11 protein-coding genes and 1 pseudogene are annotated in these 13770 nt (G+C 34.1%); all 12 read right to left on the reverse strand.

From position 1 onward, the window contains the following. Nucleotides 1–3: 3 nt before the first annotated feature. The 12 genes and pseudogenes from ACZMB2_RS04875 to drmA all read right to left on the reverse strand — a co-directional run bounded on the left by ACZMB2_RS04875 (nt 4) and on the right by drmA (nt 13770). On the reverse strand, nt 4–753 hold the full coding sequence (locus ACZMB2_RS04875; RefSeq protein ID WP_487595781.1) for a hypothetical protein: 750 nt from the start codon (nt 751–753) through the stop codon (nt 4–6). Further along, nucleotides 738–1709 carry a hypothetical protein gene (locus ACZMB2_RS04880; RefSeq protein WP_487595782.1) on the reverse strand — a complete coding sequence of 324 codons (972 nt, stop codon included), beginning with the start codon at nt 1707–1709 and terminating at the stop codon, nt 738–740. The genes ACZMB2_RS04875 and ACZMB2_RS04880 overlap by 16 nt, the downstream gene beginning before the upstream one ends. Nucleotides 1710–1887: 178 nt before the next feature. Continuing rightward, nucleotides 1888–4734 carry a carbohydrate-binding protein gene (locus ACZMB2_RS04885; RefSeq protein WP_487595783.1) on the reverse strand — a complete coding sequence of 949 codons (2847 nt, stop codon included), beginning with the start codon at nt 4732–4734 and terminating at the stop codon, nt 1888–1890. Nucleotides 4735–5358: 624 nt separating this feature from the next. Further along, nucleotides 5359–5700, reverse strand: a complete 342-nt coding sequence (locus tag ACZMB2_RS04890) for an arsenate reductase family protein (RefSeq protein ID WP_487595784.1) — start codon at nt 5698–5700, stop codon at nt 5359–5361. A 291-nt stretch (nt 5701–5991) separates the two neighbouring features. After that, nucleotides 5992–6138: a hypothetical protein gene (locus tag ACZMB2_RS04895; protein ID WP_487595785.1), complete on the reverse strand. Its 147-nt coding sequence runs from the start codon at nt 6136–6138 to the stop codon at nt 5992–5994. A gap of 1 nt (nt 6139) precedes the next feature. Further along, on the reverse strand, nt 6140–6811 hold the full coding sequence (locus tag ACZMB2_RS04900) for a GNAT family N-acetyltransferase (protein WP_487595786.1): 672 nt from the start codon (nt 6809–6811) through the stop codon (nt 6140–6142). Nucleotides 6812–6844: 33 nt separating this feature from the next. Continuing rightward, the gene (locus ACZMB2_RS04905) at nt 6845–7174 is read right to left on the reverse strand and encodes a hypothetical protein (RefSeq protein ID WP_487595787.1); all 330 of its coding nucleotides are present in this window, start codon (nt 7172–7174) and stop codon (nt 6845–6847) included. Nucleotides 7175–7243: 69 nt separating this feature from the next. Beyond that, a complete protein-coding gene (locus tag ACZMB2_RS04910; protein ID WP_487595788.1) occupies nt 7244–7837 on the reverse strand; it encodes a hypothetical protein in 594 nt (197 codons plus the stop codon). Nucleotides 7838–7862: 25 nt separating this feature from the next. Beyond that, nucleotides 7863–8558, reverse strand: coding sequence for a phospholipase D-like domain-containing protein (locus tag ACZMB2_RS04915; protein ID WP_487595789.1), 696 nt, complete (start codon nt 8556–8558; stop codon nt 7863–7865). Next, nucleotides 8540–10303 carry a DrmB family protein gene (gene drmB / locus ACZMB2_RS04920; RefSeq protein WP_487595790.1) on the reverse strand — a complete coding sequence of 588 codons (1764 nt, stop codon included), beginning with the start codon at nt 10301–10303 and terminating at the stop codon, nt 8540–8542. Before drmB ends, ACZMB2_RS04915 begins: the two co-directional genes overlap by 19 nt. Then, nucleotides 10303–10959 (reverse strand): annotated as a pseudogene (locus tag ACZMB2_RS04925) (DISARM system helicase DrmA); the annotation flags it as partial. The pseudogene ACZMB2_RS04925 and the gene drmB, both read right to left, overlap by 1 nt. Before the next feature lie 51 nt (nt 10960–11010). After that, complete coding sequence (drmA, locus tag ACZMB2_RS04930) at nt 11011–13770, reverse strand: DISARM system helicase DrmA (protein WP_487595791.1); 2760 nt, start codon at nt 13768–13770, stop codon at nt 11011–11013.

Raw genomic sequence — 13770 nt, forward strand, 5'->3', positions numbered from 1 at the left:
ACCTTAATCTTCAAAAATCTCTTTCAACAAATTCACGACCTCATCATTCTTCAAACCGTATAGTTTCAACGAATTTTGATCAAATGGCTCCTGCTCCAATGAATCAATAAATATTCCTATATCTGCAGCCACTGTTTCAGGCAAGTCCATTACATGCTTCAACATAAGCTCTACTGCAATACGTAAAATATCTTTTTTATGCTTTTTGATGTCACTGGAGTCAACTATTTCTCCAGTTTCCTTTCGCGTTTTTAAATCAAGATACGCTTTTGCTTTGAAAAGAATAATATACTCCGGTTGAAGAACCGACAGATTATTTCTTATAACCTTTCCCGCAAGGAGAGTTTTATAATAAGCTTCATCTAAAAGAATCGCTGATAAACTGGAGATTTCATCATCAATATGAATTGGTGTAATTCCTTCTGCATCTTTCAACTCAAAGTCTGTCCTACAGAACAACTCAATCATTTTCGGATACGATTCATCTTCGGGTTTATCAAATCTGTAAAATTGAGGCTTTCCTCCATTTGTCACTTTATTTCTATACTTGCCGTCTACTATGAAGTTCCAAAATTTTTCACCAAACTGTGGCGTCAAAGCCTCTACAATCAAAACCATATCCAAATCTCTTGTCGCTCTGAAAATAACATCATTGCTCTCAAATATAATATCACAGGCTGCCCCGCCAATCAAAACATACTGATCTTTATAATCCTCGAAATATCTGCTAAATGTGTCTAGCCCCTTGACCATACATATTCCTCCAACATCTCATTCACCGAAATGTTTACTCTTTCGTCATTTCTTTCATCCGATGTTATTGATAATGCAATACTTAATGGATCCTGTGTACCTTTCCCATCGAAATCAATAAAATAGCCAAGTTCCAAAACAGCACAACCGATTTTTTCTTCTATTCCCACCTGGCGCGTTATTTTTATACCACTATCTTTTATCTCTTTCTTCGTTACTGCATAAGTTGGATAAGCGTTATCAGATAAAAGTGAATACTCGCACAGAGCAGAAATCCCCGCTCTTTTTTCAAATTTGATGTTGTCACTAAGGATAAACCTTCGAATCACTGGATTTCTCAAAGTATTCTTATTTTGATTCCAAAATAGTTTCAAATCGTTCGGTTCACTGATTACCCGGGATTTTCCTTTCATGCTTAACACATCAATATTTAAATACTCTAATTCATCAAAACATCTGCTTACCGACATTTTTGATACAGATAGTCTTTTTGCTGCTTCCGATACCTTTACCTCATTCCATTTTTCATAAATTGCCACAAAAAGTAATTTCTGCGTTAGAAATGAAATCAAATGAACCGGCGGCAATTTCTTCTCACCTTCATTGCTAATTAAATAGCCAATAAACGGAAGATACACCTGCTTATTTTCTATTACAAATGGAATTCCTTCTTCCATCAATTTCTCTTTTATATAAAATGTCGTACGCTCAAAGAAAATTGCACAGTTTAGTCCCGCTTCCTTTTCTACTTTAGCTCTATCCTTCCTAAGCATAACCAACCCAGTTTCACTTTTGGGATAAATGCCAATCCACAACAAGCCATTCGTTGTAACTTTAAATATGTCATATCTTCCCCGGTACGCCAACGGCAGTTTTTTGTAGATATCTTCATCTTTTTCTATTGTTACATTTTGTCGTAGTACCTTTTCCAAAAACTCTTTCATTTTAATCACCATTTTAAAAATGTAACTTTTTTTATGTTACATTTTTAAAATAACACAAATATTAAAAAATTACAAGATAAAACCTGGCCGGTCAATTCCTTTCAGAACCAACCGGCCAGGTCTGTATGATGTACGCTTAGACACATACACAAATGCCATTCTTTTTCAAATAATCCTTTCAGCCTACATCTTACAATGTATCAATCCAATATTGTTTCGACTTTATTCTGACCAGATAATTTGAGTCATTATCAGCCTTTCTAAATATTTCCTTTTTCGCCGCATCACTAATATGAATGTCTGCAAGGTTTTTTATTATCAATATTTTAATGTATCCGCAATCATGCTCCATTAAGTCAATAAGCTTATTAGCTACTAATTCTGGCTTTATCAATCTTTGGCTTAATTCAAATAAAATATTACATGCATTCCATCTAATATCAATATTAGAATCTCCTAACCATTGTAATACATTTGAAAGTAACGCTGTTTCAATTCGTGATGATAATTTATTATTTTTCTGCTCATAAAAATTTTTTAACATGTTCACTATAGATATCTTTGTTGCAGTGTTATCATCAACGAGTGCAATAATTTTTATCAATTCATAGTATTCATCCTCTTCCGAAACCATACTTTTCAGCAAAACAATTCCAAATTCCAACGCAATAGGTTCAACATTTGAAAAATTCCAGAGATCACTTTTATCCAATCGGTCTCTTTTTTCAAATATTTCATCAATATCTGTTTTAAAATAATTGCACAAATCAGTTCTTTTTCCTAATAACATAATAATGAACTTAACAGCATCAATTTTTGTTGTTACTGATTCTTGAGATTCACATATGGTATGTTTCGCCAACTGCAAAAGATCTTTTATTGTATTATCATCAGGCATCACATATTTTCCTAGCAATACTAATAAAAAATCATAATTACTTTGTGCATAACCAGAATACACTCCACCCTTTCCTTGAGTTTCATTTCTTTTTTGTATAGAGTTTTCTAGTTTCGTAATATAATTTAAATAGAACTGTTTATTTTCTCCACATGTATTAAGCAAATATAAATCATCATAATATTGTGGATATTTTTCTTTGAGTATACTGTCTAGTCGTTCTGTGTTACATCTATCACAGTTTCTAATATGGATCAAAATTCCATCCAGAAGGAAATTTTTTCCCTTTTCTTCATATAACAATTCTTCAAAAGCCAGAATTAATCTTTTACGCAGTTCTTCTGTAACCAAAGTTAAATCTATACGTTCTATGAATCTAAACATATCACGATACCAGGATGAATAACCTTTTTTCATTACTAACAAACAAATTTCAATCAACCGATCCGAACTCATTCGCACAGTAACTTTTTTCAGGTTTTTAAACACAATTCCACCCAATAAATGTGAAACATTATCTTGATTAAAATTATCAAATATTGTATCTACTATTTCCTTCTCATATTCGGCAAATACTTCATCTGTTAAGTAATATCCCACTACTCCAAAAGCTTTTATCTTTGCTACTATTTTTTCATTCGCAATTGGCAACACTTCAGAAAAACGCATAATCTCTTCTGCATCCTCTGCGCATAAAGAATTAAGAATTTCGGGATATGCATTAACAATTTGTTCAATTTCTTTTTCACTGGCAGATACAATCGCATATTTTATTAAATTTTTTCGGCTTGCCCAATCACTGTATTTTTCAGTGAAATAAAACATAAATTCCTTTAATCTATCAAAAAATAAACGAATATGCGTTAATGACCCATTATACATTGCAATCAAAAATGCACTGGCAAACAACTGTCCATACTCTGTATAATCACCTCCAAAATACACTGTATAAGGTGAATCTATTTTCTTCGTATATAAGCCTTTTATATACTTTTCCCTGATTGTAACATTTATTCTGTCAAGCATAGGATAATGAAACTGCTCATCAAATTTATCAAGTTTATCTTGTGCCTCTAAAAAATATTTATTAGCAATATTTCCTTTTAAAATTCTTATATTGCGTATATCAATTAAAATATCTTGTAAAATCCACGTAGAAACCTTCTTCGACTCTGCTTCCTCATACGCTTTTTCCAATTCAATTATACAAGAATCAATATCATCTTTAAAAAAAGCTAATATAGCATTCCATCTAAGCTTAACAATCATTAAATGCTCCGGATCTTGAAGTTTTTGCAATTCCTCAAAAAAAGTATCCGCTGAAAAAGATAATATAGGTTGTTCGCCCATAAGTATCTTCAAAAAATTCAGTTCGCAATCATCCAATACCGAAGTTTTTAATTCCGACTCTGACATATCTCTACTATTAATCTCAATAGTTTTGGAAATTATATACATACAGCTTTTATCAATATTATTTAATGAAACTTTAGGCAAAAATCTTTCATCTACTTTTTCAGAAGCTACTATGTCCACTCCCATTGAAGATATTTCTATCTCACCATTATATTCTCTAAGTCGCCCTTTGCAGTAATTATGATATGTAGCTATAATCTCATCAATAAGATTTTGAGTCCCTTTCTCTATCAATTCCTCAAAACTTTCCACTTCATTATACTTAGGTTTTCCCGGACCTGTAAGACTAATTTGTAACTGCGTCTTTTCATGTGAAAATTGACTGCAAAAATAATAAATAGACTTTATATTATTTCTGTTTGCTGCATCTATTTCATTCTGTACTCCTTTTGTAACCCCATCCTTATTGTCTATAATAAAAATACATAAATCTGAATCTTCTACATTCCATATATAATCATTAATGGCAGAAGTTGTTCTCGGTCCATTACTAAATAAATAAACTTGTGCCAATCCCGTTGCCTCTATTTCTTGCTTAAGTATTTTACGAACTTTATCATACTTTCCCCTGTCATTACATATCGAGCTGATAAAAACTTGTAACTTATGATCTGCATTAAATTTTCGTTCTGCCTTTTTCCTATCATCCCAAGATATTCCAAAAAATGGTGTTGATACTCCTGTTAATTTTTTACTTTTTATCCAACCCAAAAAATTCTTCATTTGCTTATCCCTATATTTCTTCAACAATCGAAAATCAATCTTTTAGTGATTCTATACTATATATTATTTTCTTATCCAATTCTTGCTGATTCTTTATCTTTCAAAAACTCTAAAATCCCATCAACTATTGCTCTATACTCATTCATTTCGACACCGCCCTTCAATCCACATGTTATATTCATTTTAACATATAGATTCTGTCGAAAAATGTTCAATTTTCAAATCTTCTGGCTATGATAAATAAAGATACCAGTGATTTTGAGCCAGAAATTCTTTGATCAGCAATATCTGTCCACGTAGTAATATTCCGACTGTGTACGTATATAATCAGAAAATCCTATTGGAAGTGGTTTTAAACGCCTTTCGGACATTGATTCGGACACTAATTCGGACATTAATTCAGACATTTCAAATCCATCTCTGATATGAATACAATCTCCTTGAAAAGCTCGCCTATTCTCGATTAGGATATTTTCTGCTTCTGACTTTTCCTGCTGCAAAACGTTCAAGATTAATCCGCCTGGAAAGTCCTGGCTATCTTTTATTTTCCCCATTTTTATTTATCGCGTATTCAAAAAGCAATCGCAAATATTTACGATTGTTTTTTTGACCATTTATAAATAATTAATTCCAGCTTTTCCAGATATCCGGCTGATATCCTAGTGTCGACTGCTTTCCATTTCTCACTACCGGAGTTTTCAAAACCTGTGGATTTTCCAGTACTTTTGCAAGCTTGTCTTCCTCTACCGTGTATTTAATGAGCGCGAGCAAATCCTTGTCCTTTCCTTCCCAGTTGATCATATTTTCCAGACCGCCATTTACCTGAGCAACGGAATTAAATTCTCCCTTACTCATACCCTTTTCCTTCATATCAATAAACTGGTACTTAATCCCCCGCTCTTTGAAAAATCGCTCTGCTTTCTTCGTGTCATTGCATTTCTTCGTACCAAATATCTGTATGTTCATATCCGCTTATCCCTTCTGCATCTTTCATTGCCATCTGTACCATTTTCTCAAAAGACTGTGCGAAGCGCTGTTTTCTCTGCAAATTTTTGATATTATTCCGATAAATATCAATATTATTCGGAAGGATATCAATTCCATTTAACTTCCTTCCGAATGAATCCTTCCAATCATTTTTATAAATGTAACTCTTTTTACGTTACATTTATAAAATAACACCATTTTTCTTTATTTAGTAACCGGAATCGTTCGCAAAAACAATCGTAAATTTTTACGATTGCTTTTACGCCCATTTTAAATTGATAAAATTCCATCCACACATTCAGTTTTCCTGCCATATGATGGATGACGTATGTAATCTATGGTTTCCAAATACCCCAACTGGCTTTGCGCCACTCTGCCAACTGCATAAATATCTTCATCTTTTTCAGAAATTATCATTTCATAATTTCTCCGCATCAATTCGATACTCCAGAACATATCCTAAAATATCTTCCGGTGTCATTTTAAATTCACATGCAATATTTCGAATATTGTCATCTATTTTATCTATGTTCTCACTCTTAAATTCTTCTAAAAGCTGTCCATGAAGCAGAAACTCGCTAACACCATTAGGATACGCTCCTAATTTTCTCATCATAGCCTGTGACGCAACATTTTCTATATCTACCCTTGCCCTGAAAAATCGCTTACCCGTAAGGGTTGCCACCTTTTTCAAGAACAAAGATACTGCTTCTGTTCCATACCCCTTATGGCACCATTTTTTCTTTAGTTCTATTCCAAGTTCCCAATCCGGCTTATTCAAATTCTTGATAGCACAATATCCTACATAACCACCTGTCAACCAATCAAATACCGTACAAACAAACATCTTATCACTAAGAAAATTATTCCACAGATCTTCTGTAAATTCATTATTCTTAAAAGCAGACTTCATAAAGCTATGTTCATAAGAAACCGCCAAATACTCTTCCCTTTCCCTCTCCTGAATCACACATAATCGAACTTTTTCATTTTCTGCGAATAGTTCGCCTGCTGTTGGAAGAATACTTTTATTAAATAATTCCATTATATTTTCTTTATATCTTTTTATAAATTTTAGTTCACACGCCATACATTTTTCTACAGATTTGACTATCTTTTTATTCTATATCTCGTTTCCTTCTGTCCGTAACAAAATCGTTATTAAATCGTCATAGCTTGCATCTGCCCTATTCTCTAATTCCAGTATAACATCCTCTAACAACAAATCTTTAAATAATCCTTTGAAAGCACCTGTTATACCTAAATAATGAAGTATCCCCATCGCCTGATACCCCCTAGAATACTCCCGATCTAAACCTAAAATTTCTTCGTCTATCTGCCTGTGTGAAAGTCCATCAAAAATATATCCCTTAACAACTTCAAAACGCTGTTCCGGCGTATATAATTTATACTCTCTATTTCTACTACTCTTCTTTAACTCTGGTATTTTCATAATACGCTTTCCCCTGTACATCTATCTTCTAAACTTCTTATGTAATATTCTATTAAATAGATTTTATTCTTATTTTTTATTTCGCGCTTTCATTATCTGTGCAAGTACTTCTTTATATTCATTCCCCTTATTTTCAAGTATAATAGAATTGATTATTGACAATACAATTGCTTGTCCGCCACACACATCATCTCTGTCATAATCTACTGGAACTTCTTCTACAGATGTTGGAATTTCAATCTCATTAATCCACCATTTATCTATCTTTGCATATATTGTAAGCATTTTATTGAAAAGCATCCCATCATTATCCGAAAAACCTTCATCAAGATTTTTTAGAAATTCATGTATAATATCATTTCTTCTCTTTCTAATTTTTTGATAGATTTCAAAATCATCTTGAGTTATTGCTCCTTCCTGAATAAACCATTTCAATGATGCATTTTCAATATTTTTGTCCAATGTCCGAACCTGCTCTTTATACTGTTTCGATTCTTTGTATATTATTTTTCCTTCTTCAAAATGAATACTATCTAAATATAAATTTCTTATTTGACTTACAATATAATCCTTAAGACACTCAAAATTTAAAACAAACATTGCCGCGAAATTAACATTTAGTTTTAACTTGTCTTCGTCTAGTATATTGCACCAACTATCCATATATTAACCCCTGTTATAGATATGACTAATTTTTCAAGTAATAAAATACCTTCATCCTTACCATTTCTTTCATAACTTCCTCTATCTGCTTTGCCTTATCATGGGATTCAATCAAGAATCCCATTTCAATATTTCCTTGCATTCCGTGATATGAAAGATTAGCTGACGACACCAGTGATTTCTTTACATCTGATACAATAAGTTTCGCATGCAATGCTGCCATCTTGTCATCTTCTTGTTTTTGATACTCATATACCTGTAAAAATCGTGAACGATATGACATTAGTCTACCAAGTGCTTCCTTCTGCTTTTCAATATCATTCACATACAAGCGAACATACACTCCTTGCTGGCTTTTCTTAATAATAACATCCAACATTTCAGCAAAATAATCTGAGATTGAATAACCAGTTATAGTAAGACTCTTTTCTGCATTTTCTATCAGCTTACGCATTGTATCTTTGATTCTTAATGTTTTCACCCGAAATGAATCTGGTGCAGTAAGAACTAGTTCTGCGTGTTCAATTTTCTTTGATGAATACATCCTCATACAAAGGCTGATTATATCTGTTATCTCTTCTTCTGAACAGTTAGTAAAATGACTCCTAAGCTCATTAATCACATGATAAAACTGTTCATTTTCTCTATTAACAGAGTAATTTTCAAGTGCATCTACAATCATTCCTGCAATATATTCGATTTTTACACTTGTATTCCACATAAATCTCTCACCAATTCCCTGAAATATCCCATTTCTTCATGCTCCGGTACCGGCACAACTAACGCTCTATCAAGCAATCGGTTACCATTTTCACATGCAGTTTCTGAAATCATAGTACAAGAATGACAGGCAGCTCCATTTAACCTTTCACTTGTCGGATTCTTCATAAAGCATTCTGGATCTGTTGTACAAGTTAAACCATTCTCTAGTGCACCCTTTAACAGCGGTAAAAACTTATTCATTCCACCAAGTCCAACAAGTCCGCCCAATGAACCTTCCTTATCTGCCGCACCTGTATAAATCAGTATTCCACACATATTTCCACTGCTATAAATGCGCTCATGTAATGCAGATGACGAATATCCAGACTGCATAGACATTTCTTTAATCAACATATGAGAAAGTGTATGTAACAACACATACTCTGCATTTCTTGGTTTAAAATTCTCCCATCCTTTTTTCTGACAATATGCTGCATAGCATTCCATGTATTTATCAGAACGAGATTTCACAGTCTCTATCTGCATCCACTGATTCAATTTTTTTCTACTTAATTCGATAAATACACCTTCACCATTGATTTCAACTGCCGGAAGCCATTTTTCTCCCGAAGAGCACTTCAACTTTACGATATGTGACTGCTCATCCACTTCTGGTTCTGGTGCTTCCAATCTTGTAAAGCCGGTCAAAACTCGCACTTCGCGTAATCTATGTATTTTAATAATTCTAGAAATATACTCTTTTAAGCTTTCACTCAAAGTCACTTCTTCTGCTTTGAAATATTTAACATCGTGCTGATACTCAACATCCTCATGATGTGCAATGGCCGCATACTCCATTTCTTTAAGTTCAGTAAACTCTTTGATATTTTGCCTTAATCTATCGTAAGCAGCCTTAAAGTCTTCATAAGAATATTTATCTCCAAAATATTTCTGATAAGCAAACGAAAGACCTTTCTCTTCACCCATAGCCTCTACTAGTGTTTCAATAGTTGCTCTTTGCGCCCCCATAATATCATTAATAGGATTTGTCCAAGGGGGAATTGATATCGCATTTCTCGTGACTGGAAAGTATACATTAGATGCACCTCGCTGACTAGGTATTACACTCTTTTTACAAATCTTTGTCTTAGCACCTGGTCTATGTGGATGGTTTCCAGAACAGCATAATCCTACAAACTTCTCCTTTTGCATTGCTCCAGACATTACTCGTTTCGAACCACATTTACATTCAACCAATAACTCTGCCAACGATGACGTATTTCCCATAGATTTTAAATATAAATCCTCTTTACAACTTGTTTCTCCATAATGTACCCACCATCGCCAAGGGAAATCATCCATATGTCCATCTTCGCACACTGTTATAAATCTCGAAGGATATGCTGGGAATCCACACTTAGGACATCTCACTTCACCTTGATTATTCTTGTACTGGTCAATATCAAAGTAATCTCTCATATCAAATAAGAATTTACATGATCCCTTTGAACATACATGGTAGTATGGAAACGAAATAACCGGAATATCCTCCTTTCCACCAGTCTTTGGCATAAAAAATCGGCGAACATTCATATAACTAGCCAATCTTGCATCTCTAATTTCTTTTCCAATATTATTAGCATCCCAGTACTCAATATCTAAAACTGTCAATGAATCATTTACAGCATCCATTATCGAGCCTGGTCCATATGTAGTTATTAACTGATTCGGACGAACATCACCCAATTTTTTATAAAAATTCATCAGACACCCTCCCAATAAAATACTGTTGATGATTGCTCAACATCACGCATAGAATTTAATGTTGGCTTTTCTTTGTCTCTATAATATTCGCCATAATATGCAAGCAACCGCCTCTTGTCATCTGCTACTGCTGGAATAAAATAAAATAACTTTTCATCTTTTGCTATGCTCTTCCAAGTATTGATAAACTCATCCATTTCCTTCTCGGTATCTGCATAAGATGATGGCGCAATTGTCCTGACACGGCCAAGTATCTTGTTTTTTATATCTTTAATCTGTTCATCAGAGATATCATTAATATTTGATGCCCCTCCATTATCAGCCATCTGCTCAACCTGTAATCTTAACAAAGAAACTACCAATGCATGTAATACTCTATCTCTTGCCCTAGCCGCAAATGGCGTTGCAGTAGTTCCTTCTACGTATCTATACATCTGTGAATGGAAACCAACAAAATTCTCATAGTTAGACAAATCTCTTGGCCTGTAGGGATTGTAAACAGTAAAAATAATTCCAGGATGCTGTCGCCCCACACGACTTGTCGCCTGAATATATTCAGAGTTCTGCTTTGGCTGACCTACGACTGACATAAGTCCTAAACGATCAACATCCATACCAACAGCTATCATATTGGTTGCACTGATAACATCATAGCATCCTTGCCTTTTCTTGTTTTTATCATAAGAAACCGCTAACTTTTCAAGAACCTATGCAATCTCCCATGATGGTATACGAGATGTAATTTCCTTCTTTCCTTCAAAACTAAGATATCTTTGCTCTGGGCTATTATATTTATTCTTCACAACACGAATACGGCTTGCTATATCGTCGTCAAGAAGGCGCACTGCACCACCCAATTCTCGAATACTATTAAAGTACCCAATCAATGTGTAATATGGATCAATATAATCCTCATATTCCGGATTCTTTGCTATATCTAATGCTGTCTGCAAAATAATCGAATACAAACGAATAAGAGTTGTCTTTACAGATTGCCCGCTCGCACATATACCAACATACTGACGGAATGGTTTTTTCCCTTCGCTGATCATTTTTTCAATTTTTTCTTCTGAAGCATCAACTAAGTTTTCAACCGGAAGCGGTATTTCCTTAATAAAAAATGAATCTCTTGTATCAAAGCCACTTGGCGGAAATTGTGCAAATTCATTTCTACCATATAGGAACTTGATCTGTTCCCCAGCATTTCTAATGGTTGCTGTGGAAACAACATACTTAGGACGAATCTTCCTTCCATTCTTCTCAATACAGCACATTTCTTCTACAACAGTTTCATATCCACCATAAATTGTACCAAGTGGGCCTGTAATCAAATGCAACTCATCCTGAATAATTAGCTCTGGTGGATAGAAAGGCTTACAGTCAACTATTTCAGTCCTTTCCAGTCCCATCGTCGGAGCTGCAGTATGTCCTCTCCTATGCTTTTCTCCAATAGCAATATATCCACATCTACTACAATATCTATCGGTTCTCCCAAATAACAATCCAACCTGCTCTGACCATGGAAGCCTTGCAAATTTATCTACTGTTGAAATAATAACAGTTGGACACTTCGCATATATTTCTTCATCCACAAGATATACCGGTATGGTTCTTCCGGTTTTTACCGAAAACATACACTTATCATCTGCACAGTGAATTTTTACAGATTTTCCTTTTTCATTAATTTCATATTCATTCCTTGTAATTTTCTTACCACAATATGGACATTTAATAATCTGTTTTGTAAGTTTTCTTATAAATTCCTTCTTTTTAACTTGGTCAGTATCACTATATTCTTTAAATTTATTGGGTGTAACATTACCACCAACCCAAAATCCGATAGTAATTCTTTCTTTTCCATACAACCTCTGATTTTTCTCACGCAGTTGTTCCATTGCAACAATAAGACGCATCAATCTGTCTCGCTGCTGAGTCGTAAGCAAACGAAGAGTATATCTCAAAAATACTGTTACCCCACCGTCTTTCTCATAATCAGTCTCATCTGACGCTGTCAGTCTTCTATATGCTATAGTAAAAGCAATCAGTCCTAAATATGCCTCTGTCTTACCACCACCAGTAGGGAAATATAACAAATCAACAATATCTCTTTCTGGTGATTCACCATCCATAATTCCATACAAATTCAAAAGCACAAATGCAATCTGGAATGGTCTCCACTCACTATGATCTTTCTTTCTTCCTTTTTCTGGCATATCAGTCATATAATCTCTTAAGCTGCAAGGAATGCCATTGCCATAATCTTTTGAAAAAGCTGTAATACTTCTCTGTAAATACATTGCTTGATTCATAAATACAAACGCTTGATATACCTTATCATTGTTTTCAATCAAATCAATTCCAGCATTCATCCTACGATTTGCATCATTGCATTTATCAATAATAGTCTGACCTGTTTCCTTAAATTTATCATCATGCATAGCTTCGCCGTTTGTCAATACATCTGTAATCCAACTTCCATACATTTCTGTCAATGTACGAAGATTCTGAATAACTTCTGACTTTTTCTTTGGTGAGCCCATCTGAAGCATCGAAAAGGCATGCTCCGGCATATCATCTATCTGTGCACTTACACTTGGAATTTCATAATCTGGAATAAATGATGATTTTATAGCAGTTGCATTTATCTCTTCTGCTTTCTTTTCCCAAGTAGCAGCACAACCTCTTCCTCTTGCATAAACTGGTCTGCCTTTATAATAATATTCATCCTCTAATTCAACTTTTCTACAGAGATATTCTGGTACAAAAATAGGACTCGTCAAATCATCTGCTATGAGCATCTCCACCTGGAACATTACCTTTGCATATTCTTTTTCATCGCCATCTGACTTATCATTATTATGCAAATAAACCGATACCATCTTGTATCCATTGTCTAACTGCATCTTCATAACATAAATATAGATGTTTCCATTGGACTCAAGTGGAATCTGCTTCGAACGCCCCATCAGATTAAAATCGATTTCCACAACATCATTCATCTGCTCACGAATATATATGGTATGTTTCTTCTTTTTCTTATTCTCTGCATCTTCTTCTAAGGTTTCATCTATTACTTCACCCTGCACCTGTTCTGCATAATACTTTCCCCAATTAATATAAGCATTAACCTTTTGAACATCATCAGAGACATAGAAAGACACACCTATAGATGACGGCTTCTGAAAACCACCTTTTACTCTATCCTCTGGTTCCTCTTCTTCAAAAATTCCTGCCTCCAAAGTTTCTCCATCAGCATCGAAATTCTTTTCTGTAAACTCTACATCATTGTAATTTTCATCTTCCGTTACATCTGTATCAGCAGGATATAATAATCCCGTAATATAACTACTCGTTGGTACTTCATTCAATTGTTCACAATCTGATGTTGGTCCTATTAAGTCTTTTCGTACTGCATCTAAAATCTTCTGTCGAACAATAGCATGTTTAAAATCCTTTATATCAGCCAT

It is taken from the genome of Hominiventricola sp. (assembly GCF_057604405.1).

Bases quoted from the DNA above. Each gene is read 5' to 3' on its own strand.
- ACZMB2_RS04915 (WP_487595789.1), bottom strand. From the start codon at position 8,558: ATGTGGAATACAAGTGTAAAAATCGAATATATTGCAGGAATGATTGTA.
- ACZMB2_RS04905 (WP_487595787.1), bottom strand. From the start codon at position 7,174: ATGAAAATACCAGAGTTAAAGAAGAGTAGTAGAAATAGAGAGTATAAA.
- ACZMB2_RS04900 (WP_487595786.1), bottom strand. From the start codon at position 6,811: ATGGCGTGTGAACTAAAATTTATAAAAAGATATAAAGAAAATATAATG.
- ACZMB2_RS04875 (WP_487595781.1), bottom strand. From the start codon at position 753: ATGGTCAAGGGGCTAGACACATTTAGCAGATATTTCGAGGATTATAAA.
- ACZMB2_RS04895 (WP_487595785.1), bottom strand. From the start codon at position 6,138: ATGATAATTTCTGAAAAAGATGAAGATATTTATGCAGTTGGCAGAGTG.
- ACZMB2_RS04880 (WP_487595782.1), bottom strand. From the start codon at position 1,709: ATGGTGATTAAAATGAAAGAGTTTTTGGAAAAGGTACTACGACAAAAT.
- ACZMB2_RS04890 (WP_487595784.1), bottom strand. From the start codon at position 5,700: ATGAACATACAGATATTTGGTACGAAGAAATGCAATGACACGAAGAAA.
- ACZMB2_RS04885 (WP_487595783.1), bottom strand. From the start codon at position 4,734: ATGAAGAATTTTTTGGGTTGGATAAAAAGTAAAAAATTAACAGGAGTA.
- drmB (WP_487595790.1), bottom strand. From the start codon at position 10,303: ATGAATTTTTATAAAAAATTGGGTGATGTTCGTCCGAATCAGTTAATA.
- drmA (WP_487595791.1), bottom strand. From the start codon at position 13,770: ATGGCTGATATAAAGGATTTTAAACATGCTATTGTTCGACAGAAGATT.
- ACZMB2_RS04910 (WP_487595788.1), bottom strand. From the start codon at position 7,837: ATGGATAGTTGGTGCAATATACTAGACGAAGACAAGTTAAAACTAAAT.